The organism is Rhodococcus sp. MPR-R1B (assembly GCF_058793255.1).
The window spans coordinates 77,173-102,132 of record NZ_JBXAFO010000008.1 but is presented as its reverse complement, the minus strand read 5'-3'; the positions used below and the strand labels follow the sequence as shown (position 1 = coordinate 102,132).

Genomic DNA, 24,960 nt, shown 5'->3' with positions numbered 1-24,960 from the left:
GGATCAACTCGCACATGACTACCGGCACAGACGCTTTCGAAATCCAGAGGAAAACATGAGCACTCGGCCTGCCCGAAACCGGCATGCACGCGCTGCTCCGAAACCAGAGGTCGTCGCAGCGGCGGAGTTCCTACTCGCAGAATCCGACGCCCATGTCTTCCGTCGCCGCTATCTCGAACTGCTCACCCACACCACAGCACCGGATGGCGCAACCGTCACGGACTACACGGTCGCCGAAAGGTATCTACTCAACTCTGCAGCAAAGAGACGTGCTGCGCGGCGCCCGGCCACTCCTTAGCCACGATCGCCGGTCGGGCAGCGCTCGCGGCGAACGTCGAGAACCTCGGCACCGGTTTCACGAATTCGTCGTGGGGTAACGACGAAGAATAGAGTGCGCTGCCTGGGTGACGGCGGTGCGATCGTAGGTTTGCACGAAGTCGAAGGTCCGCTCGAGATCTGGACCGTTGTCATGAAGATCTCGCGCCGACAGCATCGCCGCATGGTGCGGTCCCAGAGTGACGACCGTCCACTCGTTGACGAGATCATCACCCGGGTCGAGCGGCGCGTGTTGAACTTTACCGTCGAGCATCACGGACAGTCCGACACCGTAGACACCGGCAAACCCTACGGTGTCGGCGAGGTGACGCCACCGTGCTGTTGTGGATGCGGTGAAATGCTCGGCTTGTTGAAAGGTGCCCAGAACAAGCATCGAGGAACCCGATGTGGCGGCTTGCGCTTCGAGGGACTTGCTCAGTTGGATCAACAGACGCTTGGTACCGCGCCGGATCCGGCTGTGAGCAGACACGATCGAGTAGGGAGTGCCCACCTCGGGGATGGGATCACTCCACACCGGACTGTCGGGCATCGCGACGACCGGTTCGGACAACAGTGAACTCGGATCGTCGACTGCGGGATACAACTCACCCGTTCCGTATGTGGCTCCGATGGTGATTGCGGCAAGACGGGACGATTCCGAGTCGACACCCTCGGCAAGGATAATCGCGTTCGATCGCTCGACGTAGGCGCCGAGCGCGTGCACCGTCGTTCCCACTTCGAAATATGCTGCCTTGGAAAGCAATTCAGCGGAAGTGATAATGATGTCGGGTTCGACCAAAGACAGAAGTGTCGCCGAGTGCCTGTCGATGCCGACACCGTCGAGTGCAATCAGACGCCCGCCCGCGCGGGCTTCTCTGATCACTGCCAGAGAGTTGTGGGGATCGGTAAGCACCGATGCGCTGTCAACCGTGATGACGATCCGTTGCAGATTTCTCGTCGCTCCTTCGATACCAGGAGCGTTCAGAGCTGCTCGGGAAGCCGAGTCGACTGCCACCAGCAACGGCAGGCGATCCGCGACGGTGCATGCGAGTGCAGTACGGGACATGGCCAGTTTGTGACTGTCGAATTCCGAGCGTTGCTGCATCAATTGCGAGGCGCGACGGAGGGCATGCGCCGAACACAGAGAGGAATTGTCAGGCCCACGCAATTGCAACTCGGCGCCTGCAAGTGCGTGGTCGTCGAGGCGGCGTATCGGTGCGAACTGCATGCTTACTTCCAGACCAATCACATCGGAGAACTGGGTGATCGGAGAATTCGACGATGTCGAACCGTTGCTGGTGTCATACGCCATGGTGTGGCTCTTCACTACGAGTCGGGACCACCAAGCGTTCATGCGGCCGGACGCGTCGATGGCAGCGCCGGCTGCTCGACACCGAACGAGACTACCGCAAATCTCGGCGCAACCCGGTGACGACAACCTGATCCCGCGCCGCAAAGTGCACATCGACACGCAGATCAGACCAGATACCAAGTCAACGCGTATCGAGCACTGCTCACTTCACATCGTTCGTGGGAGTTGTTTCCGGCTCAAGCACCGAGAGCATCAGCGGTCGACGTGGCAACGCCCGCAATGAGTTCGGAGGCGCCGAGAGCCTGAAAGATCATGGAGACCGCTCGCGTCGGGGCAAACAAGCGAATGCGGTTGTTGCCACGCCCCGCAGCATCGACAACGGCATTCGCCACTCCGGACGACATGAAGGTCACGCCGGAGAGATCGACGTGAATATCGGTTCCGACCAGGAGAAGTCGGTCGAGCGCGTGCACCAATTCCACCCGCTGACCCATGTCCAATTCTCCGGCAAGTCTCAGTACCGCATACGAAGGGGTGTAGCTTTCCACGTCGATACTGTACCGATGCCCTTCTCGGCCGGCGCTGTCAAAGAGATCGAGAACATTTGCAGCTGAAGAACGTTCGTTGATCGTAGTCATGAAAGCCTCTTGTCTGGACTCGGCGTGCCCCACCGCCCGAATCAGCGATGAATCACTGTGCGTCGGATAACCAACCGTGTCGGTCACTGCGTTCCAGACGAACTCTGCCACCGGCAGGTTTCGCCGACACAACCACATCTATAACGCTAGGGTCTCGAAAACGTCACAGCGCGATATCGCACTTTTGGCGCCACCCCCGACGCACTGAACCGCTACCTCGCCTGGCCCCCGACGTGCCTGCGGGGCGACGTCTCTGCGGCGTCGACCACTGGCTTTCTCGCTCATCGGGAAGGTGGGTTCGCCGCACCACCATTCCGCAATACCTTCTGTGACATGGATAACATTGTCGACGTACTCGTCATCGGATCGGGCGCTGCCGGATCGGCCGCAGCGCTCCAAGCGCACGCCGACGGCGCATCGGTCGTGATTCTGGAAAAGAGCGGACCTGATTCCGCGGGCGGCAACACTCGACTGTCCGGCAGTGGATGGTTCGTCAACCAGGACCCCGCTGCCGCCCGAACCTTCCTGCGTTCGTTGAACGGGGAGTTCCCCGTTGCCGAGGACGTCATCGATGCCTGGGCCGAGAACACTCACGGACTGTCCGACTGGATCCGCAGTCTGGGTGCAACTGTAGCGATGACCGGCGATTTCCATTCCGCGGCAGAGTTCGCCGAACTTGACGGAAGTTCTTGTTACGCAGGGATGGACACCGTCGAAGGGAAGATGGGCAATGAACTTCTCTACCGGTTCCTCGTCTCCGCTCTCGCTGAACGCGGCGTCACAACACTATTCGACACCGAAGCCACCGGACTGCTGACGGATGAATCCGGAGCGGTGACCGGAGTCGAGATCCGTTCGGGTGAAAAGACTTCGCAGATCCAGGCACGCCGGGGCGTCATCCTTGCCACCGGAGGATTCGAAGCAAATCCGACGATGGTGCGCGACTACTTGCGTCTGGAGAATCCGAAGATCTGGGGCTCACCATCGGCAACCGGCGACGGTCACCGCATGGCACAGGCCGTGGGCGCCGATCTGTGGCACATGAACAACATGATGACCATTACGGGAATTCCCGGCGACCTCGAAAATCCGACTGGATTCTTCCTCGCACTGTGGAACGCGCACAACTATGTGTTCCTCAGCCGGGAAGGTAGACGCTTCACCGACGAGTCAGCCGAAATGCGGCATGGTCATGTGTTCAGAGAGGGTTCTTACCAACACTTTCCGGTGCAACCGATGAACGTCGTCTTCGACGAGACGATGAGGTTGGCCGGACAGCTGAGCCCCGGCCGCGACGCACTGCCCGTCGGCCACAGGGTTCTCGACGAAGGGTACGAGTGGAGCTCGGACAATCAAGCCGAGATCGACAAGGGATGGATCCTCAAGGCGGACACGCTCGCCGAACTCGCCGAGAAACTCGGACTGGACCCAACAGTCGTGGAAACGAGCGTGCGACGCTACAACGAGGCGTGCGCGGACGGCATCGACCATTCGTTCGGCCGCAATCCCGAAACTTTGGCCCCGGTGGCTACCGCTCCGTTCTACGCCGTCTCCGGGTCGCCACTGCTGGGATGGAGTAGCGGTGGGCCGCGCCGCGACGGTCATTCCCGCGTACTCGATACTGCCCGCAATCCAATTCCTGGCCTCTACGCCGCGGGCGCGGTCAGTTCCACCTACAGCGCGGCCAAGGACGGCGGATTCCACATTGCCGACGCCTTCGCATTCGGCCGTGTCGCCGGGGCCCATGCCGCCGCGCGTAAAGCTTGATATCGCCGGCCTTTCGACTGACTAGCCACGCACGATTACGTGGCTGGTCAGTTGTGGTCGATCGTCACGCAGATGAATCCTCTGCGCCGGATGAAACCGGGATTCGTACCGGGACGCTATCGCCTCGGCCGTCCCGTAATAGCTCACATCGCGCGGACGTCCCTTCGCACGCCGCAAGGACTCGTCGAAGCTTGCTTCAACCCAGATTCGTAGGTCGAACTGATCTCGCATCAGTCCGCGAAAAAGCAGCACTCCCTCGACGATCACAATGGCGCGATCCGGGACTCGTGGCTTCGACACCACCGATTCGTCTGTCTCCGGATCAGTCGAGACGTAGGAAATTTCGGTAACTTCGGCCAACCGTAGCGGCACCATCACACGGCTACTCAGGTTCGAATAGTCGTACGCATCCTCGAGATACCCACGCACCGTGTCAGGATCTTTGTTCCGTACCGCTTTCGCAGTCGAGAACTCGTCCCCATGGATCATGACGAAGTCATGGCCCGACTTCGAGATACCGGCAGCCAACTCGTCCGCGATCGTCGATTTTCCGGAAGCCTCGATTCCCGAGATCCCGACAAAGTGCGTCCGGCCCGATCTTCGTGGCAGCGCACGACGTGCTCGACTAGAGAACCCGAATCATCCGCGCCGAAGGTCTTCTGCCGATTCACACCCGAGCAGCCTTGACCTCGTCGAAGAACGCGATAACGGCTGCCTCGTTCTCCGGCGGAACAGTCAGCGATGCCCGTGGACCCGCTACCGCGATCGAGTCGTCGGCGAGCCTGTTCCCGATGGTGAGTTTCAGTCCCGACTTCGACGGTTTCGCCTTCACCGCAATGTGTTCGACATGCCAACGAGCCACTTCGCTCGTGCTCGCGGCGGTGCGGTCGAAGACCTCCACCGTGCGGTGGTCGAGGACCATCACGATGTTGGTCCCGACGGTGACTTCCAGATAGCGCCGTTCCGCCACGGTATACGCCTTTCGGTTAGGTGAAACCGACGCTACACACCGTGGCGGAACTCAGCGTGTCAAAACCTCAGCTGTTCAAGATTTCAGCTGTTCGAAACCTCAGCGGGACGAACTTCCTGCATCCACCGGCAGGGCGACCGACGTGATGTAGCGAGCCTCGTCGGAAGACAGGAACAGAGCAGCGTTCGCTACGTCCACCGGTTCGATCCACGGAATGGCGAGCATGTTCATCGTCATCGCTGCGGCAGCAAATTCTTCGCGCGTCGGGTTCTCGAGATCGGGGCGGAACTTGCCGCGCACCAACGAATTTTGAATCATGAGGGTGTCGACGTTGGTGGGATGGACCGTATTGACGCGTACGTTGTGCGGAGCCAGTTCCTTTGCCAGCGAACGCATCAGACCAACGACTCCATGCTTGGCTGCGGTGTAGTGCGCGACTCCGACCAGCCCCCGAAGTCCGGCGATGGAGCTTGTGAGTGTCATCGATCCCCCGCCCCGCGCGATCAAGTGCGGAGCCGCGACGGTCGTGGTGTGCCACACGCCGGTCAGATTGACGTCCACCATGGTCTGCCACATCGTTTCCGACATGGTCAGGGCCCCGTCGGAGGACGTGATACCAGCTGTAGCGCAGACGATGTCGAGACCACCGAGCGTTCCGACGGCCGAGTCCACGGCACTGCGTAGTGCCTCGAGATCCCGAACGTCCACTACCGCAGATTCGACCTTTCGCCCCAGCGCCCGGATCTGCGCCACTGTCTCATCGAGATCGGCCTCCGTCGCGGGCGGCGTGACTGTGGTTTCCACCGAGGTGCACACGTCGACCGCGATGATGTCCGCGCCCTCTTCGGCAAAACGCACGGCCTGAGCCCGCCCGATTCCTCGTGCCGCACCCGTGATCAGCGCGATCTTGCCTTCCAATCGAGAAGTCATCAATTCACACTTTCTGGGTCAGGCCGGCGTCGACAACCAACTGACAGCCGGTCATGTAGCGGGACTCCGCGGATGCGAGGAACAGGACCGCATTACTGACGTCCACCGGATCGACCCAGGGAACGGGCAGCAAGTTGCGAGCGCTGAGCACTGCAGCAGCGTCTGCTTCGGTGGGATTCTCGATGTCCGGGCACAGGTTCGCGAACACTCGCTCGTTGATGATCATCGGGGTACGTACCGAACCCGGATGCACGGAGTTGACGCGGATACTCTGCGCCCCCAACTCGTTGGCCAGCGTTCTGGCCAGGCCCACCACGGCATGCTTGGCTGCGCTGTAATGACTTGCTCCGGCAATACCTTTGATTCCCGCTGTCGAGCTGACCAGAACGACGGATCCACCGTCGCCGAAGTGCGGAACGCAGGCCTTGACGGTGTGCCACGCCCCGGTCAGATTGACGTCCAGCGAGCGGTTCCACACTGCAGGATCGATGGTCCACGACGGTCCCGGCGTGTCGTAGACGCCTGCATTCGCGACCACGACGTCCAACCCGCCGAGTTCGGTAACGCACTCGGCCACGACGGCGGCCAGACCGTCGAAGTCCCGAATATCCGCCACACCGGTGACCGCGACACCGCCTCGATCACGCACTGCCTGAGCGGTTTCCGCCAACCCCGATTGCGCCTGTTCGACATCCAACGCGATCACGGACGCGCCTTCCTCGGCGAGCCGCTCACAGTGTGAGCGTCCCATTCCGCCGGCCGCACCCGTCACGAGTACCCGCTTGCCCTCCAGCCGGCTCATGCGTGCACCGCGCTGTTCAGCTCGAAGCCTCGGTATCCCGCTGCTGCCACGTCTGCACAGATGTCGGAGTAGACACCGAAGCCTCCGATGAAGGGCATGAATATCCTCGGCTTTCCCGGGATGTTGGCTCCCATGTACCAGGAGTTCGCGGATGGGAACAATGTTGCCGACGCCCGGCGTGAGCACTCCTCGAGCCAGTTGTCCACGGCTTCGGCACTCGGCTCGATGGTGTCGATGCCCGCCGAATCGAGGTGGTTGATCGCGTCGGCGATCCAGTCGACGTGCTGTTCGGCAGCGAGAATCATGTTGGACAGCACACTCGGGCTGCCCGGCCCGGTGACGATGAACAGGTTCGGGAAGCCGTGAACTCCCAAACCAAGATAGGTTCTCGGACCCGCATGCCAGTTCTCTCGCAAGGTCTCGCCGTTGCGGCCACGGATCTCGATGCGATCGAGTGCCCCGGTCATCGCATCGAAACCGGTGGCGAACACCAATGCGTCGAGTTCGTAGTGCGAGTCGGTCGTCTTGATCCCGGCCTCGTCGATTGCCTCGATCGGTGCGCTCTTGAGATCGACCAGGCTCACGTTGTCACGGTTGTAGCTCTGGTAGTAGTCGGTGTCCGTCACGATCCGCTTGGTCCCGATGGGGTGGTCGTTCGGGATCAGCAGGTCGGCGATGGCCTGATCTTCGACCACCGATCTGATCTTGGCCTCGGCAAATGCTGCCGCCGTCGCGTTGGCGTCGATGTTGCTGGTCTGGTCTGCGAAGGTTTTGGCGAACAGAACACCGCCGAGCTTCCACCGCTCCTCGTAGGCCGCGTTCCTCTCGGCCTCGGACACCTCGAGCGCGCTGCGAGGATCCGAAACGAACGGAGATCCACCGCCACTGCGCTTGGACAGCGCTCGACGCTCGGCGTAGTCGGCCTTGATCTCTGCGCGTCGTTTGTCATCGAGAGGCGTGTTTCCCGCCGGCACACTGTAATTCGCGGACCGCTGGAACACGAAGAGGTGATCGGCCTGCTCGGCGATCAACGGAACGGACTGGATGCCCGACGATCCGGTGCCGATCACTCCCACTCGCTTGCCGGTGAAATCGACGCCCTCGTGCGGCCAGAAGCCGGTGTGGAAGACCTCACCGCCGAAAGTCTCGCGACCTGCAATGTTCGGAACGTTCGCGGTCGAGAGGCTGCCCGTGGCGCACACCACGAACCGCGAGGTGACGTCATGACCACCGTCGGTGTGCACTCGCCACGTCGACGAGTCCTCGTCGAACTGTGCGCTCAGGACACGGGTATCGAAAGTGAACCCACTGCGTAGGTCGAAGCGATCGGCGACGTGATCGAGGTAGGACAGGATCTCCGGCTGCGCGGCGTACTTCTCGCTCCAGTCCCAATCCTGTTGCAACTCTTCGGAGAACGAGTAGGAGTAGTCGAAACTCTCGACATCGCAGCGTGCGCCCGGGTAGCGGTTGAAGTACCACGTGCCGCCCACTCCGGAGCCCGCCTCGAAGCCGTGGACACGCAGCCCCTGCTCGCGAAGTCGGTGCATGGCGTACATGCCGGCGACGCCGGCGCCGATGACTACGACGTCGAGTGGTGCGGTAGAGAAGTCAGGATCGGTCATGGTGGCCACGCTACGAGTGGGTTGAATGGTAGAGGAACAGGTTCTCCCGCTGGGTGGGCGGAGCCTCCACCCCATGACACTGGGTGGGCGAAGCCTCCACCCCATGACACTGGGTGGGCGAAGCCTCCACCCCATGACACTGGGTGGGCGGAGAGCGCTGTGTCCACCGATCGGGGGACAGCGATGTCGTCCAGCACTCGGACCCGTAGGTGGACAGACCCGAAGGGATTTCGGGGCCATAGTTGTCTCATCACAGAAACACACGGTCACCAAGACCGACAAATCGAGGAGAACATGATGAGCACCAACACAATTCGACCTGAAGCACTTTCCTTCTCCGGCCTCAGCATGGCAGCTCTGGTTGCCCGCTCCGCCGGTGCGAACACGGTGAAGTCGATGACCGACACATCCGTCACGACGGCGATGATCAGCAATTCGGGTCGCGGGGCCCTGTATCTGGTCGACGCATCCAACCCGAACGGCGACTGGGTCGTCCCGCCGGCGGACTACATCCTCCCCAACATGAACGTGAACGTTGTGGCCACGAGCAAGAACCAGAACGACTTCCCCATCGTGCTCACGTACCGCTCCGACGACGGTGGAGTGTTTGTCTTCAGTGCCACCAACTCGAAGACCAGGGCGGATGCCGGAGGTACGCACGCCCCCGACAGCCACGACGTCACGGTGACGATGACCTCGGGTTACCCGGCCATGAACGTCACGTACGTGCTTCGGTGACGCTTGCTCACTCCAACAATCCCTGCCGCATTGCAGCGGCGACGGCGGCGCCTCGATCGTTGACTCCGAGTTTCTCGTAGAGGCGCTGCACGTGAGTTTTGACGGTGGAGGGCGCAAGAAAGAGTTGTGAGGCGATGACCGGGATGCTGGCGCCCTGCGCGATCAATCCGAGAACCTCACGTTCGCGGGCGCTGAGCGTCGGACCGGACGGTTCACTACGACGCCGAACCTCTCCTACCAATCCGGCGGCGATACTGGGCGGCAACACATCTCGTCCCGCAGCACAGTCGAGCACGGCACTCACGATCTCGGCGCGAGTGGATTCCTTCGGCAGGAATCCGGCAGCACCGGCTTGCAGGGCCTGGTACACGACAGACGATTCGTCGTGAGCGCTGAGCAGAAGCACACGCGTCGGAAGCTCGTCTCGAACGACTGCGGCGGCGACCTGAGTTCCATCCAGGTGCGGCATCCGGAAGTCGAGCAGCGCGACCTGCGGGCGTAGTTCGCGGATCATTGCGAGCGCTGCTGCGCCGTCGTCGGCCTCGCCCAGGACGTCGATGCCGTCACTGCCGGTCAGAGCCCGAACCACGCCCTCACGGAACAGTGGGTGATCGTCGCCGACCACCACGGAAACCTTGCCGGCCAGCGGCTTCGTGCCTTCGCGCATTGCTCACTTTCTCACGCCCGTACCAGCAATGCGAGCACTTACGCCTCCCCCGATCGGGGGACAAGAGATTCAACCCCGCCACGGCCCCGTCGGCGGACATACTGCAGCACTCATTCGCGACAAGATTGATTCATCGCCGAGAACGGCAACCACACACCATCCCAGGAGCAGACATCATGCGTACCAACACCACTCGCTTCGTAGCAGTCACCGCAATCGCCCTCGCTGTCGGCGGAACCGCACTGGGAACCGCAGCGATCGCCAACGCCGGCACCATGCCCACCGACGGCCCGACGGTTGCCATGACCATCACCAACAACACCGACAACCCGATGCTGCTGGACAGCGCGTCCAACCCCTACGGACAGTGGATCAACGGCCCCCGCTCCTACCTGGCCCCGCACACCACCGAGATCGTCACCGCCTACAGCAGCGATCCCCGCGGTATCGGTGTCGACGTCACCTACAACGTCGCCGACGGCGTCCAGACGGTCATGGCTGCCAACAACTACGTCGGCAACCCCACCCTCGACGGGACTCGCATCATCGGCGACCCGACGCACGTCATCCTCACCGACTACATGGCCACCGGCTACCCCACGATGAACGCCTCCTACGACGTCTTCACGCAGAACTGAACCAAGCGTTGATGCGACCACGAACTTGATCCGCTACGGCCCACGACCCGGTATCCGCATGGATGTCGGGACGTGGTGTGCGCTGACCAGCTCAGACGCGTTCGACCAACACGCAGCGGGCGCCACTGAAGATCGTGGGCATGCACTTGTTGCAGTGGATGCACAGTGATTGGGTATCGGATTCGGCCGCGATCCGATTGATCAGATCCGGTTCTCTGAGCAGCGCCCGTGCCATGGCGACGAACTCGAACCCTTCCGCCATTGCGGTATCCATGCCCGCTTTGTCCGTGACACCCCCGAGCAGCACGAGCGGCAACTTCACCGCAGCACGAATCTGCCGAGCCTCTTCCAGCATGAACAACGGCTTGTACGGATAGGTATGCAACATGCTCTTCCCCACCAACTGCACACCGAGTCGAACAGGTTGCGGCATCGCGGCGGCGAACTCGCGGATCGGCGCATCGCCCTTGAACAGGTACATCGGGTTGAGCAGTGAACTGCCCATCGTCAACTCGAGCGCGTCGACGCTTCCGGATGCTTCGAGCCACTGCGCCACCTGGATTGCTTCGTCCACCCAGAATCCGCCTGGCACACCGTCGTCCATGTTCAGCTTGGCCAAGATCGCGATCTTGTCACCGACGGCATCGCGCACACTGCGTGCAGTTTCGAGTACGACGCGAGCCCGGTTCTCCAGCGATCCGCCGTAGGAGTCCTTACGACGGTTGAGTTTCGGGCTCAGGAACGAGCTCGCGAAATAGTTGTGACCGAAGTGGATCTCGACGGCGTCGAATCCTGCCTCGACGGCAAGTCGCGCAGCGCTCCCGTGCGCCGCCGCAATTCTGGTGATGTCCGCTGTCGTGGCAGTGCGAATCATCCTCATGCTCAACGGATTGAACGAACTCGACGGTGCCAGCGCGGGCAGTCCGGTCGACTTCTGATTCGCCACGGGACCGGCATGGCCGAGCTGCGCCGACGCAGCAGCACCTTCGGCGTGAATGGCATCGGTGAGCCGCCGAAGCCCGGGGAGGGCATCGGGCCGCATCCAGAGCTGGCCGTATTCGGTGCGCCCTTCCGGTGCGACGGCGCAATACGCGACGGTGGACATCCCGACTCCGCCGGCGGCTGGGCGACGATGGAACTCGATCAGCTCGTCGGTGACCAGGGCGTCGGGAGTTTTGCCTTCGAATGTCGCGGACTTGATGATTCGATTTCGAAGGGTCACCGGGCCGAGCTTCGCCGGGGCGAGCACGTCGGGAGCAGTGGTCATCGAGTTTGCCTCTCGCGGGAGTTGTTTGCAGGACGGTAGATCGATGGCCCCGAGCCGGCTAGGGCCCGTGCCACGGAGCGGGAAACGGCTTCAGCCCGGCCGAGGAGGCCGGGCTGAAGTCGTCATTGCCGTTCAGACGCGTCCGAAGTACGCATCCTTGAGCACTGCCAGGTCGTCGATGTCCTTGGCATCGGCGTCGAGAACCACCTTGCCGATGTCGAGGACCGTGACATGATCGGCGACGCTCATCGCGGCCTCGACTGCCTGCTCGACCAGTAGAACAGCCAGGCCGGTTTCCTTGAGTTGTTGGACGCGGTCCATCACCTCACCGACGATCACGGGAGCGAGACCGCCCGAAGGTTCGTCGAGAAGGAGCAACCTAGGCTGCGCCATCAGCGCTGCGCCGATCGCGAGCATCTGCTGCTGACCGCCCGACATGGAACCGGCGGGAAGCGAACGCTTCTCCCCCAGGATCGGGAACATCTCGTACATCGATTCGACGGATTCCATAAGCTCGCCGCGCTTTGCCTTGCGGGTGTACCCGCCCAGCAGGAGGTTCTGCTCGACGGTCTGCTTGTGGAAGACCCGCTTGCCCTCCTGCACGTACGCCATCCCCTGTCGTACCCGTTTGTGCGCGGGGACTCCGGTGATGTCGGCGCCGTCCATCTCGACGGTTCCGGAGGCCACCTTGTTGAGGCCGGACAGGGCACGGAGCGTGCTCGTCTTGCCTGCGCCGTTGCGTCCGAGCAGGGCGGTCACCTGACCGGGATAGACGTCGAACGAGACATCCCAGACGACGCGCAGATCGCCGTACCCGGTCTGCAAGTTTCGGACCTTCAGAATCGGTTCCATCACTTCACCTCACTGGTCTGATGGTCTACCGCGCCGATTTCTTCGAGAAGTGCTTCTTCGTCACCGGACTTGACTCCGAGGTACTCGCTCAAGACGCGTGGGTGATGTTCGATGGTTGCCGCATCGCCGGTGGCGATCACCTGCCCTTGCGCCAGCACGACTATCTCGTCGGCCAGCGAGAGGACGAGGCGGAAGTTGTGCTCCACCAACACCACTGTCGCCCCGGCATCTCGCAGTACCCGGATCAGATCTGCCAGGCGTTCGAGTTCGTCCTCGTCGAGTCCGGATGCCACCTCGTCGAAGAGGACGACCCTCGGTTCGGCGATGACGGCGCGAGCAACCTCGAGCATGCGACGCATCCCCAGGGGCAGCGACGTCGCGATCTCGTTGCGCAAGTGCGACATCCCCACGAGTTCGAGGACACGCTCGGCCTCGACGATGTCGGCCTTCGCGATCCTGCGGAAGCTGGGCAGGCGAAGCACAGCCGACGCCATCGACGCTCGGTGCACCGAATAACGTCCGGATGCAACAGCTTCCAGAACCGTGATGTTTTCCGGAATCGTCGGAGTTTGGAACGTGCGCGCCACACCCACGCGCGCCACCTTGTGCGGCGACGACTGCGAGACCACCGTGTCACCGATCGTGATCACGCCCGCATCTGCGGTGTAGAAGCCGCAGATCATGTTGAGCATGGTCGTCTTACCCGAACCGTTGGGCCCGATCAACGCGGTGACCTTACCGGCCTCTGCGGTCAGGGTTGCCGCATTGAGCGCCTGGTTGCCACCGAACGCTTTGGACACTCCGTCGACCACCAACCGTGCTCCGTTGATCGGCGCCAGTTCCGGTGTCCCACCGCTGTTTTCCTTTGCGGTGACTACGCCCAGGCCGGCCTTGCGATCGAGTTTCGAGACGATCGCTCGCCCGACCTTGGTCAAACCCCCGGAGAGCAGCACACCGCCGATGATCAGGAAGCCGCCGTAGAAGATCAGCGAATACTCCTGGAACGCCGTCGACTGGTTGGGACCGAGCTGCATGATCGCGGCACCGACCACGGCGCCGTACACACTTGCCGCACCGCCGAGGATCGACGCCGCCAGAACTGCTGTGGCAAAGGTGAACCCGAAGGCTTCCGGCGAGATGAACAGGTCGGTGTTGGCGAACAGCGCACCCGCCAGACCGGCGGGGAACGCACCGATGGCATAACCGAGCAGCTTCATCCGGAACACCGATACACCCTGCGACGACGCCAGAACCGGCGACTGCTTGAGCGTGCGGAACGCGATGCCGTGCCGCGAGACCACCAGGTTACGCATCACCGCGAACCAGAGCACGGTCACGACGACGACCACCATGTAGTACTGCTGGGTGTCGAGTTCGGAACCGAAGAACGTCGGCGGCTCCATACCGGTGAGGCCGTTTCGGCCGCCGGTCTTGCCACCGAAGATCGCCAGTACGTCCGGTACCAGCAGAACCAGGAAGAACGACGTCATCGCCAGGGACCAGTTGCCCAGGCGCAGACCGGGAACACCGGTCAGGATTCCGACCGCCAGTGCCACTGCTCCGGAGGCAGCAAGCTGAAGCAGAATGTCGGTGTGACCTGCCTGGGACATCAGACCCGCGGTGTAGGCACCGGCCGCGTACATCGCTGCCTGGCCGAGTGCCAGTTCACCGGCAAAGCCGAGGCTCAAGTTCAGGCCACTGACCACAAGTGCCAGGATGCAGGCCAATTGAATCTGACGTGATGTCGACAGGTCGAGTCCCATCACGGGCAGCAGCAGGATCACCACGGCCAGGACGAGTGGGATGATCCAGCTCGGTAGGGAACGGAAAGTCCGCCACGCACTTACCATCTCACACCACCCGTTCTCGGACATTGCCGAACAGTCCAGCCGGTTTGACCATCAAGATGACGATCAGCACCGTGAAGACGGCGATATTGCTGTACTGACTTCCCGCCCACAGGGCGGTGAACGATTCCACCAGGCCGACGGTCAGACCGCCGATCAAAGCGCCAGGCAGAGAGCCGAACCCGCCGATCGCCAACGCCACAAATCCCTTGAGGGCCAACGCTGCACCCAACGTCGCAACTGCAAACGTCTTGGGGCCGACGAAGAGTCCGAGGACACCGGCCAAGGCACCCGAGAAGGCAAACGCTCCCAGTGCCAACCGTCGTACGTTGACTCCTCGCAGCATCGCCGCTTCACGATCCTCGGAGATGCCGATCAGAGCCAGACCCGTCATCGTTTTCTTCGAGACGTAACTCAACCCGACGACCAGTGCGATCGCCGCAACCAGCAGAGCGATCTCGACCGGGTAGGTACGGCCGCCGAGCAGGGTGATCGGTTCGTTCGATCCGAAGAACGGAACCGTGAGAGGTTCACTACCCCAGATCAATTGAGTGGCGCCGTTGAGCAGAGTTGCGACACCCAACGTCGTGACCAACTGGTTCTGGTGATCGGCCACCGGTCTGATCGCGACGATCTCCTCGACCGAGGCGAGGAGCATCACGGTCACGGTAGCCATGACGGCCACCACGAGAACGGGGAGTTTCAGGGTCACCAGACCCGTGTAGGCGACAAAGGTGCCCACCATCATCAGCTGAGCTTGAGCGAAGTTGAATGTGTTGGAGGAAACGAAAACGATGTTGTACCCGATGGCAACCAGCACGTAAACCGCGCCGAGCGCCAATCCGGACCACAGAATGGTCATGACGCAGCCGGGTTTCCGAACTGACCGTTGAGGATCTTCGTCGGGCTGATGAACTTCAGCTCGCTGGTGTCCGGGTTCGGGCCGTGGTTGTCGGAGCTGAAGTTGTAGCGCGAGAGGAATGCGGTCTTGGCATTCTCCTGGACCTCAGTGGTTTCCAGTGCTTCGGCGAGCTTCTTCGGATCGGTCGAACTGCCGACCTTCTCCGCTGCCGCCGCGACGAGGGGGAAAGCGTCGTAGTTGTCCGCGAGGATCAGCGTCGACGGGATGGAGCCCAGCGAAGCCATCGTGTCCACCATCGTGTTGACGAGTGCGTTGTTCGGATCGAACACCGTGCTGCTGAACACCTGCGTCACCAGGTTCTTCACCTGCGGGGTGCCGAGCACACCGGCCGGCGGATCATTCGCGATCAGGTTGGTGGCAGACACCGAGGTGTTTCCGACCAGCGGCACGTCCCAGCCGAGTCGCTCGAGGCTTTGCAACACGTATCCGAGAGGAGCGCCGTACGCATCCAAGGCGATTGCCGCGGCACCCGAATTCTTGAGCGACTGCAACTGCGCCGTCATGTCCAAAGCGGCGGCGTCGTACTCCTCGTTACCGGCGGCCTTCAGACCTGCGGATTGCAAAGCACTGGTCATTTCTTCGCCGAACAGCTCACCGTAAGCGGTGCTGCCGTGCAAGACTCCGACGCTGCTGTAACCCTTGGACTTCGCGTACTCGGAAATTCCGCGAGCGGTATCGGTCGCACCCGGAGCCAGATCGAAGTTGAGCGGGAACTTCGAGGGGTCCGTCGAATCGGGCGAGGGAGCCATGCTCATCGAGAGAATGTTGTTCTGCTTGAGGATCGGCAGAACCGCAGCCGCGATCGACGACGGACCCGAGTTCAGGTAGAGGTCAGGCTTGTTCCCCGAATTGATGGTTTCGCGCAGCTTGGTGACGGCGATGGTTGCGTCACCCGCGTCGTCCACAGTGGTGAGCTCGATCTGACGGCCACCGATCCCCCCGGCTTCGTTCTGGACCTGAACGCCCGCCTTGGTGGCGAGCAGCGAGGTCTGCGAATTAGCCGCGAGGACTCCCTGTGCACTGATCCCGCCGGTCAGCAGCACACGGTAGGGCGAGTCCGCACCTCCGTCGGACTCCGAAGAACCACTGCACCCTGCAAGAGCCAGAGCCGTCACGGCAACTGCCGCAACAAGAATGGGCCGACGATTCATGTCTGCACTCCTAGAACACATGTATGCACCGAACGTCAGGCGAATACCTGACGAAAGAATGATCGGCCGGTGGACGTGCCTGATTTCGAGCACCAGCCAACCAAGCACCCGCTTGATGATCTAGCAAGCAGTTGCTTGGGATGGAGCATAGAATGTGATCTGGATAACGTCAAACGCTGAAAAGTGGAGTCATGGAAGCGGACGCTATGCACATTGAGGCGGCGTCGACAGATCTCTTCCCGCTGGGTGGAAACGCCGAAACGGCTCCACGCCCTGGCGGATTCGACGAAATGAATCCGACAGGGCGTGGAGCCGTTTGCGTAAAGGTCCGACTATCGCTGGTTGCGGGGCTTCCAGACCACCAACGCGTTGTTGCGCGGAATCGGCACGAGATCCCGGCGATAGCCCGCATGGACTTTCGCGATCTCCTCGGCCAATTCGCGGACGCGATGCTGCAGAGCCTCGACCTGGTTGGTCAGTTCGATGATTCGTTTGATTCCGGCAAGGTTGACTCCCTCGTCCTGCGAAAGCCGTTGTACTTCACGAAGAAGCGCAACATCGCGCGGGGAGTAGCGTCGTCCGCCACCGGTGGTTCGATGCGGGGTGACCAACCCGAGTCGGTCGTAGTTACGCAAAGTCTGCGCGTGCATTCCGGCCAACTCGGCTGCCACCGAGATCACGAAGATCTGAGCGTCAGGATCGACCGTCGCATCCCATTGATTCTGCGGTCGCTCTGTCATCATGCACCGGCCCACCCGGCCCGTGGATCGAACCCGCTCGCCTTCTCGGCTTCGAGATAGGTTTTCAGCGCTTCGATCGCCGGGTCGTCCAACTTCTGCGGAACGGATACCTTGACCGTGACCAGAAGGTCACCGGCACCGTCCGGCCGCTTGGGGATACCGCGTCCGCGAACTCGCAGAATGCGTCCGTCCACCGTTCCAGCCGGAACCTTCACTCCGACACGGCCTTCCAAAGTCGGCACGGACAGTGTCGTTCCCAGCACCAGCTCGCCGTAGCTCACCGGAACCGTCAGTGTCAGGTCGTCGCCGTTGCGTCCGAAGACACTGTCCGGCTTGACGCGGATGTTGACGAACAGGTCGCCGGCCGGAGCGCCGCGGAGTCCCGCTTCGCCCTTGCCCTTGAGTCTGATCTTCTGACCGTCGCTCACACCGGCAGGCACGCGAACCGTGATGGTCCGTGTGCGATTGGTGACTCCGCTACCGTGGCAGTCTTCACACGGCGAGTCGATGATCGAGCCGGTTCCCCGGCAATCGTCACACGGCTCACTGAATCCGAAGGCGCCCTGGTTCCGGCTGACCACGCCGGTTCCGTTGCAATGTGGGCACACTCGCGGGCTGGTGCCTGGCTTTGCGCCGCTGCCGTGACACGTGGTGCACGACGTAGGGCTGGTCAGACGAAGAGGGACGGTGACACCGAGCGCTGCTTCACGAAAGGCGAGCGTCGTCTCGGTCTCGAGATCCTTGCCTCGACGCGGGCGGTTGGGCGCAGCTGTTCGCTGGCCCGCTCCCCCGCGGTTGAACAATCCGCCGAAGATGTCTCCGAGACCCGAGTCCTGCCCACCGGCCCCGCCGCCGAACAGGTCGTTGATGTCGAAACCACCAGCGCCGGGGTTGAATCCGCCGCCGCCCTGCGCGCGGGGGCCGAAGCCGCCGCTGGCAAAGAGGCGCCGAGCCTCGTCGTACTCCTTGCGCTTGTCCGGATCAGACAGAACGGCATGAGCTTCACTGACGGACTTGAAACGCTCTTCGGCCTTCGCATCGTCAGGGTTGGCGTCGGGATGAAGATCCCGAGCCAGCTTGCGATACGCCTTCTTGATTTCGTCGGCCGTCGCGGTGGACGAGACGCCCAGCTCCTTGTAGAAGTCCTTCTCGATCCACTCCCGTTGACTCACTGGGCGTCTCCTCCTCTCACTCTTACTTCGCTTCTTGTTCTGAACCGTCTGCAGGCTTGTCGCCTACCCGGTCCGTCACGGCCACCATTGCGGTCCGAAGGACCCGGTCGCCGAGCTTGTATCCCTTGCGCATGACCGTCCCGAGTACGGGGTCGTGGCCTTCGCCTTCATGTTGCACCGCTTCGTGGAGTGCGGGATCGAAATCGTCACCCTCGCTGCCGAAGTCGGTCAAACCCAGACCCGTCAGGGTCGTGTTGAGTTTGTCTGCGAGTGCACGCAGTGGACCCGATTCGAGGTCACCGTGTGCCCGAGCGCGATCCAGGTCGTCGAGAATTCCGATGAGCTCGGTGATGACCGAAGCCCGCGCGGTTTCCTTGATGACCTGCTTGTCACGCTCGACGCGACGACGGTAGTTGGTGAACTCCGCCTGAAGTCGCTGCAGATCCGCAGTCCGTTCGGCGAGCTGATCGGTGGCGGATGCTTCCTCCACGATCGACTCTGCTTCCTGAACTACCCCTGTGTCTTCCGAGTCGAGCGGCGGCAGGGATTCCCCCGCCGCCTCTCCCTGTGCACCGGTCTCGGGGTCGACCGGGTTGTTCTCGGGGTTGTCCGAGGTCACTTCTTGTCCGAGTCGGTGGGCTCGTCGACAACCTCGGCGTCGACGACGTCGTCGTCATTGCCTGCGCCGTCGGTGTTTCCGGCCTCGTTTGCAGCGGAAGCCTCGTAGATGGCCTGGCCCAGAGCCTGCGACTCGGTGCCCAGCTTCTCCACTGCGGTCTTCACTGCAGCGATGTCGGTGCCTGCCAGGGCGTCGTTGACGTCCTTGACCGCTGCCTCGACCTTGGTCAGGATCTCCTCGGAGACCTTGCCCGCGTTCTCACCTTCACGCTGCTCCTTGACGAACTTCTCCGTCTGGTGGACCAGCGACTCGGCCTGGTTGCGAACCTCTGCCTCTTCGCGACGGGCCTTGTCTTCCTCGGCGTGAGCCTCGGCGTCCTTGACCATGCGCTCGATCTCTTCCTTGGACAGACCGGAGCCGTCCTGGATCTTGATCGTGTTTTCCTTGCCGGTGCCCTTGTCCTTCGCCGTCACGTGCACGATGCCGTTGGCGTCGATGTCGAAGGTGACCTCGATCTGCGGAACGCCACGCGGGGCGGGCGGCAGATCGGTGAGCTCGAAGGAGCCGAGCAGCTTGTTGTGCGAAGCGATTTCGCGCTCACCCTGGAAGACCTGGATCTGCACCGAAGGCTGGTTGTCGTCAGCGGTGGTGAAGGTCTCGGAACGCTTCGTGGGGATCGTGGTGTTGCGCTCGATGAGCTTGGTCATCACGCCACCCTTGGTTTCGATGCCGAGGGAAAGCGGCGTGACGTCGAGGAGCAGAACGTCCTTGACCTCACCCTTGAGCACACCGGCCTGGAGTGCGGCGCCGACGGCGACGACCTCGTCCGGGTTGACGCCCTTGTTGGGCTCACGGCCACCGGTCAGTTCACGAACCAGATCGGAGACGGCCGGCATACGGGTGGAGCCACCGACGAGCACGACATGGTCGATGTCCTTGACGGCGATTCCGCTGTCCTTGATCACTGCCTGGAACGGCGCACGAGTGCGATCGAGCAGGTCCGAGGTGATCTTCTGGAACTCGCTGCGGGTGAGCTGCTCGTCCAGGAAGAGCGGGTTCTTGTCCGCGTCGACCGTGATGTACGGGAGGTTGATGGAGGTGCTCTGCGAGCTGGAGAGCTCGATCTTCGCCTTCTCCGCAGCCTCACGCAGACGCTGCAGGGCCATCTTGTCCTTGGTCAGATCGATGCCGTTCTGAGCCTTGAACTTGTCGACCAGCCAAGCGACGACGCGCTCGTCCCAGTCGTCGCCACCGAGGTGGTTGTCACCGGAGGTTGCGCGAACCTCGACGACACCGTCGCCGATTTCGAGCAGGGAGACGTCGAAGGTGCCGCCACCGAGGTCGAAGACCAGAATGGTCTGCTCGGTGTCACCCTTGTCGAGTCCGTATGCCAGTGCAGCCGCGGTGGGCTCGTTGACGATACGAAGGACGTTGAGGCCGGCGATCTGGCCGGCTTCCTTGGTTGCCTGACGCTGTGCGTCCTCGAAGTACGCGGGGACGGTGATGACGGCGTCGGTGATGTCTTCGCCGAGGTAAGCCTCCGCGTCACGCTTGAGCTTCATGAGCGTGCGGGCGCTGATTTCCTGCGGCGTGTACTTCTTGCCGTCGATTTCCACGTTCCAGTCAGTGCCGATGTGGCGCTTGACGGAGCGGAGGGTGCGGTCGACGTTCGTGACTGCCTGGTTCTTCGCGGGCTGACCGACGAGAACCTCGCCGTTCTTGGCAAATGCGACCACCGAGGGGGTGGTACGTGAGCCTTCGGCGTTGGCGACCACTACGGGCTCGCCGCCCTCCAGCACTGCAACTACCGAGTTGGTCGTACCGAGATCGATACCGACTGCACGAGCCATAGTGTTCCTACCTTTCGTTCTGCGGTTCTCTGCCCGAGTGGTTGATCTCGAACATGACCGCGAGTTTTTCGCTTGGTGAGCGTCCTCCGCTCAAGTTTGCCTCCGACCGTGGCCGGGAGTCAACTTGAAGTTGAGCCGAGGGCGCTCAAGCTTGTCGAAATGGTCAACTACAGCCCACGTAGATTTGTTCCCGCCTTCCCCGAAAAGCCGGAAAAGTGCGCCACATCACTTCCGTATCTCTCCGAATGGCTACGATCGGCCGGTGACCGATCCCGACAATTCTCCCGCGCGACCTCCTCGCCCGTCACCTCCACGCCCGGCACCCGAGCGACCCGACGTCTCGGTTCGGCCGCTCCGACCTGCAGCGAGCGACGAGACACCCAAAGCCGTGACATTGTCCACCTCTGCCTGGATCGGCTCGTTCGTCGTCCTGACCGGAATCGCCGGAGTGGTAGTCACCAGCCTCGACGACGTCCGGTCGGCTCTCGAAGAATCGACTGCGCGCGACAATCCCGGATACTCGTCCACCGACATCTCCGATGCCGTGACCGTCGTACTCGCGGGCAGCGGCGGCGGCGCTCTCGTCCTGGTCCTGCTCGCACTCATGAGCCTTCAACTCCTCCGCGCACGCAAGAACGCCGGGCGGGTGATGACGGCGATCGTGGGAGTCGTGAGCATCGCGGCCGGACTCGGCTTCATGTCTCTGGTCGACGGCGCAGCAGACATCGGCGCCGGAGTTCTGAGATGGGGTCCGATTCTCTACTGCGCCCTGGTCGCGGTGGCGGCGATCGCTCCGTTCGCTCCCGGTGTCAGCACCTGGCTGCGGGGACGCCGATGAAGGTTCACGTACAACTGGACTCCGCGCCGGGCGCGGGCGCTGCTCGTAGCCGTGAACTCGCGGAGACCGGCGCCGGTGGCCTGTTCACGTTCGAGGGACCACACGACGTGTTCTTCCCGCTCGTCGAAGCAGCATCGGCCGTCGACCTCGACCTGATGACCAACGTCGCCATCGCATTCCCCCGCAGTCCCATGCATCTGGCGCATTCGGCCAACGACCTGCAGTTGCTCAGTCGCGGCCACTTTCGACTTGGCCTCGGATCGCAGATCAAACCGCACATCGAAAAACGCTACAGCGCAACGTGGTCGCGTCCGGCGGCCCGCATGAAGGAGACTGTCGCAGCGGTCAAGGCGATCTTCACTGCGTGGGAGAACACCTCGACGCTGAACTTCCGCGGCGAGTTCTTCACCCACACGTTGATGCCTCCGACGTTCGATCCAGGCCCCAACCCCTATGGGCCGCCGCCCATCCTGATGGGTGCGCTCGGACCGGTGATGACCAGGACAGCTGCCGAGGTGGCCGACGGACTACTGGTCATGCCGTTCCACACGCAACGTCATTTCCTCGAACGAACACTTCCGGCCGTCGGTGCCGGTCTTCGCGAATCCGGCCGCACCCGAGACGAATTCACGATCATCCCGCAGGTCATCGTCGGCGTCGGCCGCGGCGACGATCAACTTGCCGCGGCCGCCAGAGGCGTCCGAGCCCTGCTCTCGTTCTACGGTTCGACGCCCGCATACCGTCCGGTGCTCGACGTCGAAGGGTGGGGCGAGGTCCAACCGGAACTCAATGCCCTGTCGAAGCGAGGTGGCTACACCGAGATGGCGTCGCTGATCACCGATCCGATGCTGACCACACTCGCCGTCGTCGGCACTCCCGAAGAGTGCGCCACCGAGATTCGGCGGCGGTTCGGCGAACATGCCGACGAAGTGTGCTGCTATTTCCCCGGTTACGACGTAGAACCGTCAGACGTGGCGTCGATGATCTCGTCTCTCACCTGAACCCGGTCGAACTTCTTGATCAGGCCCCCAAGGTACGGGCCAGCTCGGTCAACGACTCCCGGGCAGCACGCAGGCTCGCGTCACCCTGCTCGATCAGAGGTGCCATCGCCGGAATACGTTGCGCCAAAGTCAGTTCCGCGGTGATGACGGAGACATCCATTCCCATCGACACCCCGAGCACCTGAACGAGTGGCGGGACGGTGTGATCGTTGGCCTCGTTTCCCGAACCCGGCGCATAGGTGTTTCCGCGGCTGGAGACGATCACCACCGGCTTACCTGCCAGAGGCTGAGTACGCGTGTCGAAAGGCACCGTAGTCCCCAGGACGTGTACGTAGTCGATCCACGCCTTCAACGTGGACGGGATCGACCAGTTGTACATCGGCGCACCGATCACGACGACGTCTGCAGCGGTAAGTTGCTCGATGACCCGAGCCTGGAGTGCTTCCGCGGCGGGATCCGGAATCTCGCCCTCGACTCGCAAGCGTGGTGCATAGTGCAGGGCCGCGTCCGCGAGGTGCGGCAAGGGATCCCGGTGCAGGTCCAACGTCACCGTCGTGTGATCCGGACTGTTCTTCGACCACTGCTGAGCGAACAGTGCGGTCAGATCACGTGAGGTCGAGTGGTGGAGTTCGGCGGACGAATCGATGTGAAGTAGCTGTGGCATCCCTCATCACTACCAGAGCGCGCTCAACTCTTCTCCGCGGCTAGATCGGATTCCGCCGCGTACTGCGCCAGCAGGACTCGTTCGCGCTCGCGACGCGGATAGAAGAACGTCACCACCGCGGCACCGGCACACACGATGATGATCGCCGCGATGTAGGCGTTTGTATCCCCGTCCAGGAAGGCGTTTTTGGCGGCGGTCATGATTTGGTCCGCGTATTGCGGGTAGCGTTCCGCGAGAACTTCGGCGCTGGAGAAGGATTTGGTGAGCGCGGCCTGAGTTTCGGGAGTCACTTCGGATGCGTTCGGCGAGGACGAGATCGCATTTCCCAACGATTTTGCGTACCCGGCCGTGAGTATTCCGCCGAGAATCGACTGCATGATGGCGCCGCCCAGGTCGCGTTGCAGGTCCGAGGTTCCCGACGCCATACCAGCGCGGTGCACGGGAACGGATCCGGTCAGCGAACGCGATGCCGGTGTGCCGGCCAGACCGACGCCGATGCCGACAAGCGCATAGGCCAGCGCGACCTGCCAATACTGTGTGCTTTCGTTCCACAGGAACAGCGCGACGAACAACCCGAGAACCACGAACAGGTAGCCGGCGAGCAGCGTGACGCGGGCGCCGTACCTTTCGATCATGGTCGCCGAGCGCGGCGCAACGATCACCATCGCCAGCGCAGCCGGAATGATCGCCGCACCGGCTGCCAGCGTCGAGTACCCGAGGACGTTCTGCAGGAACTGCTGGCCGATGAACATCGCGCCCATGAGCGAACCGAACACGACCAACCCACCCACCGCCGCGACCCAGAAGGTCGGGCGCGCAGCTACGTGAAGATCGAACAGCGGATTGGCCGCGCGTCGCTGTTGCAGGAAGAACCCGATACCCGCGACAACTGCTATCGCCCCGAGCACCAGAGCCAACGTGCCCGAACCCTTCACCGGCGCAAAGTTGATGGACAACACCAGAGCCCCGATGAAGACGATCGACACTATGCCGCCGAGGTGATCGACTCGCTCGGTCGTCTCGTTGACGTGAGCGGGAACCAACACCAGGGAACAGATCAGTGCCACAAGGGCCAAGGGAAGGGTGACGAAGAAGACCGAACCCCAGTGAAACTGCTCGAGCAGCGCCCCCGAGACGATCGGACCGAGTGCTGAAATCGCGCCACCGATTGCCGACCACATGGCAATCGCCTTGGTTCGTGCCGGTCCGGCCCACAACGCCGTGATGATTGCCAGCGTGGTCGGGAACGCCAGACCTGCCGAGACGCCTCCGACTATCCGAGCGAGGAACAGCACTTCGAAGTTCCCGGCGAATCCCGCCACGATCGACGCCGGAATGGACAGCGCCATGCCGGTGACCAGCAACATCTTGCGGCCGTATCGGTCTCCCAAGGCCCCCAGGTAGAGCACCGTTCCGGCCAGGCCCAGCGAGTAGCCGACCGCGATCAGGTTCAGTTGCGTCTGACTGGCGTCGAAAGCCCGCCCGATATCGGGCAAAGCGACATTCGCGACCGAGAGATTGAGGTTCGCGACCGCAGCGACCAGGATGAGCGTCCCCAGGACGAGGGTGGCTCGATCCGGTGAAGCGGACTTGATGTCACTCGCCATGCGCGTGCTCCCATCGAGGTGGGACCCGAAC

At 62.4% G+C, this 24,960-nt stretch carries 25 protein-coding genes; 6 read left to right on the top strand and 19 right to left on the bottom strand.

Going from position 1 to position 24,960, the window contains the following annotated elements; translation table 11 throughout:
* Positions 1-55 precede the first annotated feature (55 nt).
* Positions 56-298 (top strand): hypothetical protein, encoded by a 243-nt coding sequence (locus AC1Q61_RS13560; RefSeq protein WP_042452212.1) that lies wholly within the window; start codon positions 56-58, stop codon positions 296-298.
* 57 nt (positions 299-355) lie between these two features.
* On the opposite strand, the gene AC1Q61_RS13555 is transcribed toward AC1Q61_RS13560, so the two are convergent.
* Together AC1Q61_RS13555 and AC1Q61_RS13550 are read right to left on the bottom strand one after the other, a co-directional pair.
* Entirely contained in the window at positions 356-1,627 is a 1,272-nt protein-coding gene (locus tag AC1Q61_RS13555; RefSeq protein ID WP_082900991.1) for an EAL domain-containing protein, read from the bottom strand.
* Positions 1,628-1,863: 236 nt separating this feature from the next.
* Entirely contained in the window at positions 1,864-2,175 is a 312-nt protein-coding gene (locus tag AC1Q61_RS13550; RefSeq protein WP_228401988.1) for an STAS domain-containing protein, read from the bottom strand.
* Between the two features lie 423 nt (positions 2,176-2,598).
* On the opposite strand from AC1Q61_RS13550, the gene AC1Q61_RS13545 reads away from it, so the two are divergent.
* Positions 2,599-4,032 (top strand): FAD-dependent oxidoreductase, encoded by a 1,434-nt coding sequence (locus tag AC1Q61_RS13545; protein WP_054187130.1) that lies wholly within the window; start codon positions 2,599-2,601, stop codon positions 4,030-4,032.
* A gap of 21 nt (positions 4,033-4,053) precedes the next feature.
* Here the strand turns inward: AC1Q61_RS13545 and AC1Q61_RS13540 are convergent, their stop codons facing one another.
* The 5 genes from AC1Q61_RS13540 to AC1Q61_RS13520 all read right to left on the bottom strand — a co-directional run bounded on the left by AC1Q61_RS13540 (position 4,054) and on the right by AC1Q61_RS13520 (position 8,356).
* Positions 4,054-4,521, bottom strand: coding sequence for a nucleoside/nucleotide kinase family protein (locus tag AC1Q61_RS13540; RefSeq protein WP_244993268.1), 468 nt, complete (start codon positions 4,519-4,521; stop codon positions 4,054-4,056).
* Positions 4,522-4,699: 178 nt separating this feature from the next.
* On the bottom strand, positions 4,700-5,002 hold the full coding sequence (locus tag AC1Q61_RS13535) for a hypothetical protein (RefSeq protein ID WP_007726715.1): 303 nt from the start codon (positions 5,000-5,002) through the stop codon (positions 4,700-4,702).
* Between the two features lie 99 nt (positions 5,003-5,101).
* Entirely contained in the window at positions 5,102-5,932 is an 831-nt protein-coding gene (locus tag AC1Q61_RS13530) for a mycofactocin-coupled SDR family oxidoreductase (RefSeq protein WP_065352070.1), read from the bottom strand.
* Positions 5,933-5,936: 4 nt separating this feature from the next.
* Positions 5,937-6,734 (bottom strand): mycofactocin-coupled SDR family oxidoreductase, encoded by a 798-nt coding sequence (locus AC1Q61_RS13525; RefSeq protein WP_058038555.1) that lies wholly within the window; start codon positions 6,732-6,734, stop codon positions 5,937-5,939.
* The gene (locus tag AC1Q61_RS13520; RefSeq protein ID WP_007726712.1) at positions 6,731-8,356 is read right to left on the bottom strand and encodes a flavin-containing monooxygenase; all 1,626 of its coding nucleotides are present in this window, start codon (positions 8,354-8,356) and stop codon (positions 6,731-6,733) included. The genes AC1Q61_RS13525 and AC1Q61_RS13520 overlap by 4 nt, the downstream gene beginning before the upstream one ends.
* A 297-nt stretch (positions 8,357-8,653) precedes the next feature.
* On the opposite strand from AC1Q61_RS13520, the gene AC1Q61_RS13515 reads away from it, so the two are divergent.
* Positions 8,654-9,094: a hypothetical protein gene (locus tag AC1Q61_RS13515; RefSeq protein ID WP_042453463.1), complete on the top strand. Its 441-nt coding sequence runs from the start codon at positions 8,654-8,656 to the stop codon at positions 9,092-9,094.
* A 7-nt stretch (positions 9,095-9,101) separates the two neighbouring features.
* Here AC1Q61_RS13515 and AC1Q61_RS13510 read toward each other — a convergent pair whose 3' ends face one another.
* Entirely contained in the window at positions 9,102-9,761 is a 660-nt protein-coding gene (locus AC1Q61_RS13510) for a response regulator (RefSeq protein WP_063314849.1), read from the bottom strand.
* Positions 9,762-9,937: 176 nt separating this feature from the next.
* On the opposite strand from AC1Q61_RS13510, the gene AC1Q61_RS13505 reads away from it, so the two are divergent.
* Complete coding sequence (locus AC1Q61_RS13505) at positions 9,938-10,399, top strand: hypothetical protein (protein ID WP_007726708.1); 462 nt, start codon at positions 9,938-9,940, stop codon at positions 10,397-10,399.
* 91 nt (positions 10,400-10,490) lie between these two features.
* Here AC1Q61_RS13505 and AC1Q61_RS13500 read toward each other — a convergent pair whose 3' ends face one another.
* The 9 genes from AC1Q61_RS13500 to dnaK form a co-directional block, all read right to left on the bottom strand.
* Positions 10,491-11,666 (bottom strand): NADH:flavin oxidoreductase, encoded by a 1,176-nt coding sequence (locus AC1Q61_RS13500; RefSeq protein WP_042452220.1) that lies wholly within the window; start codon positions 11,664-11,666, stop codon positions 10,491-10,493.
* 132 nt (positions 11,667-11,798) lie between these two features.
* A complete protein-coding gene (locus tag AC1Q61_RS13495; protein WP_003944438.1) occupies positions 11,799-12,518 on the bottom strand; it encodes an ABC transporter ATP-binding protein in 720 nt (239 codons plus the stop codon).
* On the bottom strand, positions 12,518-14,368 hold the full coding sequence (locus AC1Q61_RS13490; protein ID WP_003944379.1) for a branched-chain amino acid ABC transporter ATP-binding protein/permease: 1,851 nt from the start codon (positions 14,366-14,368) through the stop codon (positions 12,518-12,520). The genes AC1Q61_RS13495 and AC1Q61_RS13490 overlap by 1 nt, the downstream gene beginning before the upstream one ends.
* Before the next feature lies 1 nt (position 14,369).
* Positions 14,370-15,227: a branched-chain amino acid ABC transporter permease gene (locus AC1Q61_RS13485; protein WP_007726703.1), complete on the bottom strand. Its 858-nt coding sequence runs from the start codon at positions 15,225-15,227 to the stop codon at positions 14,370-14,372.
* Positions 15,224-16,438, bottom strand: coding sequence for an ABC transporter substrate-binding protein (locus AC1Q61_RS13480; protein WP_492651143.1), 1,215 nt, complete (start codon positions 16,436-16,438; stop codon positions 15,224-15,226). The genes AC1Q61_RS13485 and AC1Q61_RS13480 overlap by 4 nt, the downstream gene beginning before the upstream one ends.
* 332 nt (positions 16,439-16,770) lie before the next feature.
* Positions 16,771-17,181 (bottom strand): heat shock protein transcriptional repressor HspR, encoded by a 411-nt coding sequence (locus AC1Q61_RS13475; RefSeq protein WP_003944355.1) that lies wholly within the window; start codon positions 17,179-17,181, stop codon positions 16,771-16,773.
* The gene (gene dnaJ, locus AC1Q61_RS13470) at positions 17,178-18,350 is read right to left on the bottom strand and encodes a molecular chaperone DnaJ (protein WP_003944329.1); all 1,173 of its coding nucleotides are present in this window, start codon (positions 18,348-18,350) and stop codon (positions 17,178-17,180) included. Before dnaJ ends, AC1Q61_RS13475 begins: the two co-directional genes overlap by 4 nt.
* Before the next feature lie 22 nt (positions 18,351-18,372).
* The gene (gene grpE / locus AC1Q61_RS13465) at positions 18,373-18,969 is read right to left on the bottom strand and encodes a nucleotide exchange factor GrpE (RefSeq protein WP_003944430.1); all 597 of its coding nucleotides are present in this window, start codon (positions 18,967-18,969) and stop codon (positions 18,373-18,375) included.
* Complete coding sequence (dnaK, locus tag AC1Q61_RS13460) at positions 18,966-20,819, bottom strand: molecular chaperone DnaK (RefSeq protein WP_003944365.1); 1,854 nt, start codon at positions 20,817-20,819, stop codon at positions 18,966-18,968. The genes grpE and dnaK overlap by 4 nt, the downstream gene beginning before the upstream one ends.
* Before the next feature lie 262 nt (positions 20,820-21,081).
* Here dnaK and AC1Q61_RS13455 point away from each other — a divergent pair, with 262 nt between their 5' ends.
* Together AC1Q61_RS13455 and AC1Q61_RS13450 are read left to right on the top strand one after the other, a co-directional pair.
* Positions 21,082-21,657 (top strand): hypothetical protein, encoded by a 576-nt coding sequence (locus AC1Q61_RS13455; protein WP_064114249.1) that lies wholly within the window; start codon positions 21,082-21,084, stop codon positions 21,655-21,657.
* Positions 21,654-22,658 (top strand): TIGR03617 family F420-dependent LLM class oxidoreductase, encoded by a 1,005-nt coding sequence (locus tag AC1Q61_RS13450; protein WP_042926298.1) that lies wholly within the window; start codon positions 21,654-21,656, stop codon positions 22,656-22,658. The genes AC1Q61_RS13455 and AC1Q61_RS13450 overlap by 4 nt, the downstream gene beginning before the upstream one ends.
* Positions 22,659-22,677: 19 nt before the next feature.
* Here AC1Q61_RS13450 and AC1Q61_RS13445 read toward each other — a convergent pair whose 3' ends face one another.
* Both AC1Q61_RS13445 and AC1Q61_RS13440 read right to left on the bottom strand, forming a co-directional pair.
* Complete coding sequence (locus tag AC1Q61_RS13445; RefSeq protein ID WP_007726694.1) at positions 22,678-23,322, bottom strand: FMN-dependent NADH-azoreductase; 645 nt, start codon at positions 23,320-23,322, stop codon at positions 22,678-22,680.
* Positions 23,323-23,345: 23 nt separating this feature from the next.
* Positions 23,346-24,929: an MFS transporter gene (locus tag AC1Q61_RS13440; RefSeq protein ID WP_007726692.1), complete on the bottom strand. Its 1,584-nt coding sequence runs from the start codon at positions 24,927-24,929 to the stop codon at positions 23,346-23,348.
* Positions 24,930-24,960: the final 31 nt, after the last annotated feature.

Excerpts from the sequence above, each read along its gene's own strand:
- AC1Q61_RS13515 (WP_042453463.1), top strand. The coding sequence starts at position 8,654 with ATGAGCACCAACACAATTCGACCTGAAGCACTTTCCTTCTCCGGCCTC.
- AC1Q61_RS13530 (WP_065352070.1), bottom strand. The coding sequence starts at position 5,932 with ATGACTTCTCGATTGGAAGGCAAGATCGCGCTGATCACGGGTGCGGCA.
- AC1Q61_RS13450 (WP_042926298.1), top strand. The coding sequence starts at position 21,654 with ATGAAGGTTCACGTACAACTGGACTCCGCGCCGGGCGCGGGCGCTGCT.
- dnaK (WP_003944365.1), bottom strand. The coding sequence starts at position 20,819 with ATGGCTCGTGCAGTCGGTATCGATCTCGGTACGACCAACTCGGTAGTT.
- AC1Q61_RS13490 (WP_003944379.1), bottom strand. The coding sequence starts at position 14,368 with ATGGTAAGTGCGTGGCGGACTTTCCGTTCCCTACCGAGCTGGATCATC.
- AC1Q61_RS13510 (WP_063314849.1), bottom strand. The coding sequence starts at position 9,761 with ATGCGCGAAGGCACGAAGCCGCTGGCCGGCAAGGTTTCCGTGGTGGTC.
- AC1Q61_RS13440 (WP_007726692.1), bottom strand. The coding sequence starts at position 24,929 with ATGGCGAGTGACATCAAGTCCGCTTCACCGGATCGAGCCACCCTCGTC.
- AC1Q61_RS13525 (WP_058038555.1), bottom strand. The coding sequence starts at position 6,734 with ATGAGCCGGCTGGAGGGCAAGCGGGTACTCGTGACGGGTGCGGCCGGC.
- AC1Q61_RS13475 (WP_003944355.1), bottom strand. The coding sequence starts at position 17,181 with ATGATGACAGAGCGACCGCAGAATCAATGGGATGCGACGGTCGATCCT.
- AC1Q61_RS13505 (WP_007726708.1), top strand. The coding sequence starts at position 9,938 with ATGCGTACCAACACCACTCGCTTCGTAGCAGTCACCGCAATCGCCCTC.
- AC1Q61_RS13560 (WP_042452212.1), top strand. The coding sequence starts at position 56 with ATGAGCACTCGGCCTGCCCGAAACCGGCATGCACGCGCTGCTCCGAAA.
- AC1Q61_RS13500 (WP_042452220.1), bottom strand. The coding sequence starts at position 11,666 with ATGACCACTGCTCCCGACGTGCTCGCCCCGGCGAAGCTCGGCCCGGTG.
- AC1Q61_RS13480 (WP_492651143.1), bottom strand. The coding sequence starts at position 16,438 with ATGAATCGTCGGCCCATTCTTGTTGCGGCAGTTGCCGTGACGGCTCTG.
- AC1Q61_RS13540 (WP_244993268.1), bottom strand. The coding sequence starts at position 4,521 with ATGATCCATGGGGACGAGTTCTCGACTGCGAAAGCGGTACGGAACAAA.
- AC1Q61_RS13520 (WP_007726712.1), bottom strand. The coding sequence starts at position 8,356 with ATGACCGATCCTGACTTCTCTACCGCACCACTCGACGTCGTAGTCATC.
- AC1Q61_RS13555 (WP_082900991.1), bottom strand. The coding sequence starts at position 1,627 with ATGGCGTATGACACCAGCAACGGTTCGACATCGTCGAATTCTCCGATC.
- AC1Q61_RS13545 (WP_054187130.1), top strand. The coding sequence starts at position 2,599 with ATGGATAACATTGTCGACGTACTCGTCATCGGATCGGGCGCTGCCGGA.
- AC1Q61_RS13445 (WP_007726694.1), bottom strand. The coding sequence starts at position 23,322 with ATGCCACAGCTACTTCACATCGATTCGTCCGCCGAACTCCACCACTCG.
- AC1Q61_RS13485 (WP_007726703.1), bottom strand. The coding sequence starts at position 15,227 with ATGACCATTCTGTGGTCCGGATTGGCGCTCGGCGCGGTTTACGTGCTG.
- AC1Q61_RS13495 (WP_003944438.1), bottom strand. The coding sequence starts at position 12,518 with ATGGAACCGATTCTGAAGGTCCGAAACTTGCAGACCGGGTACGGCGAT.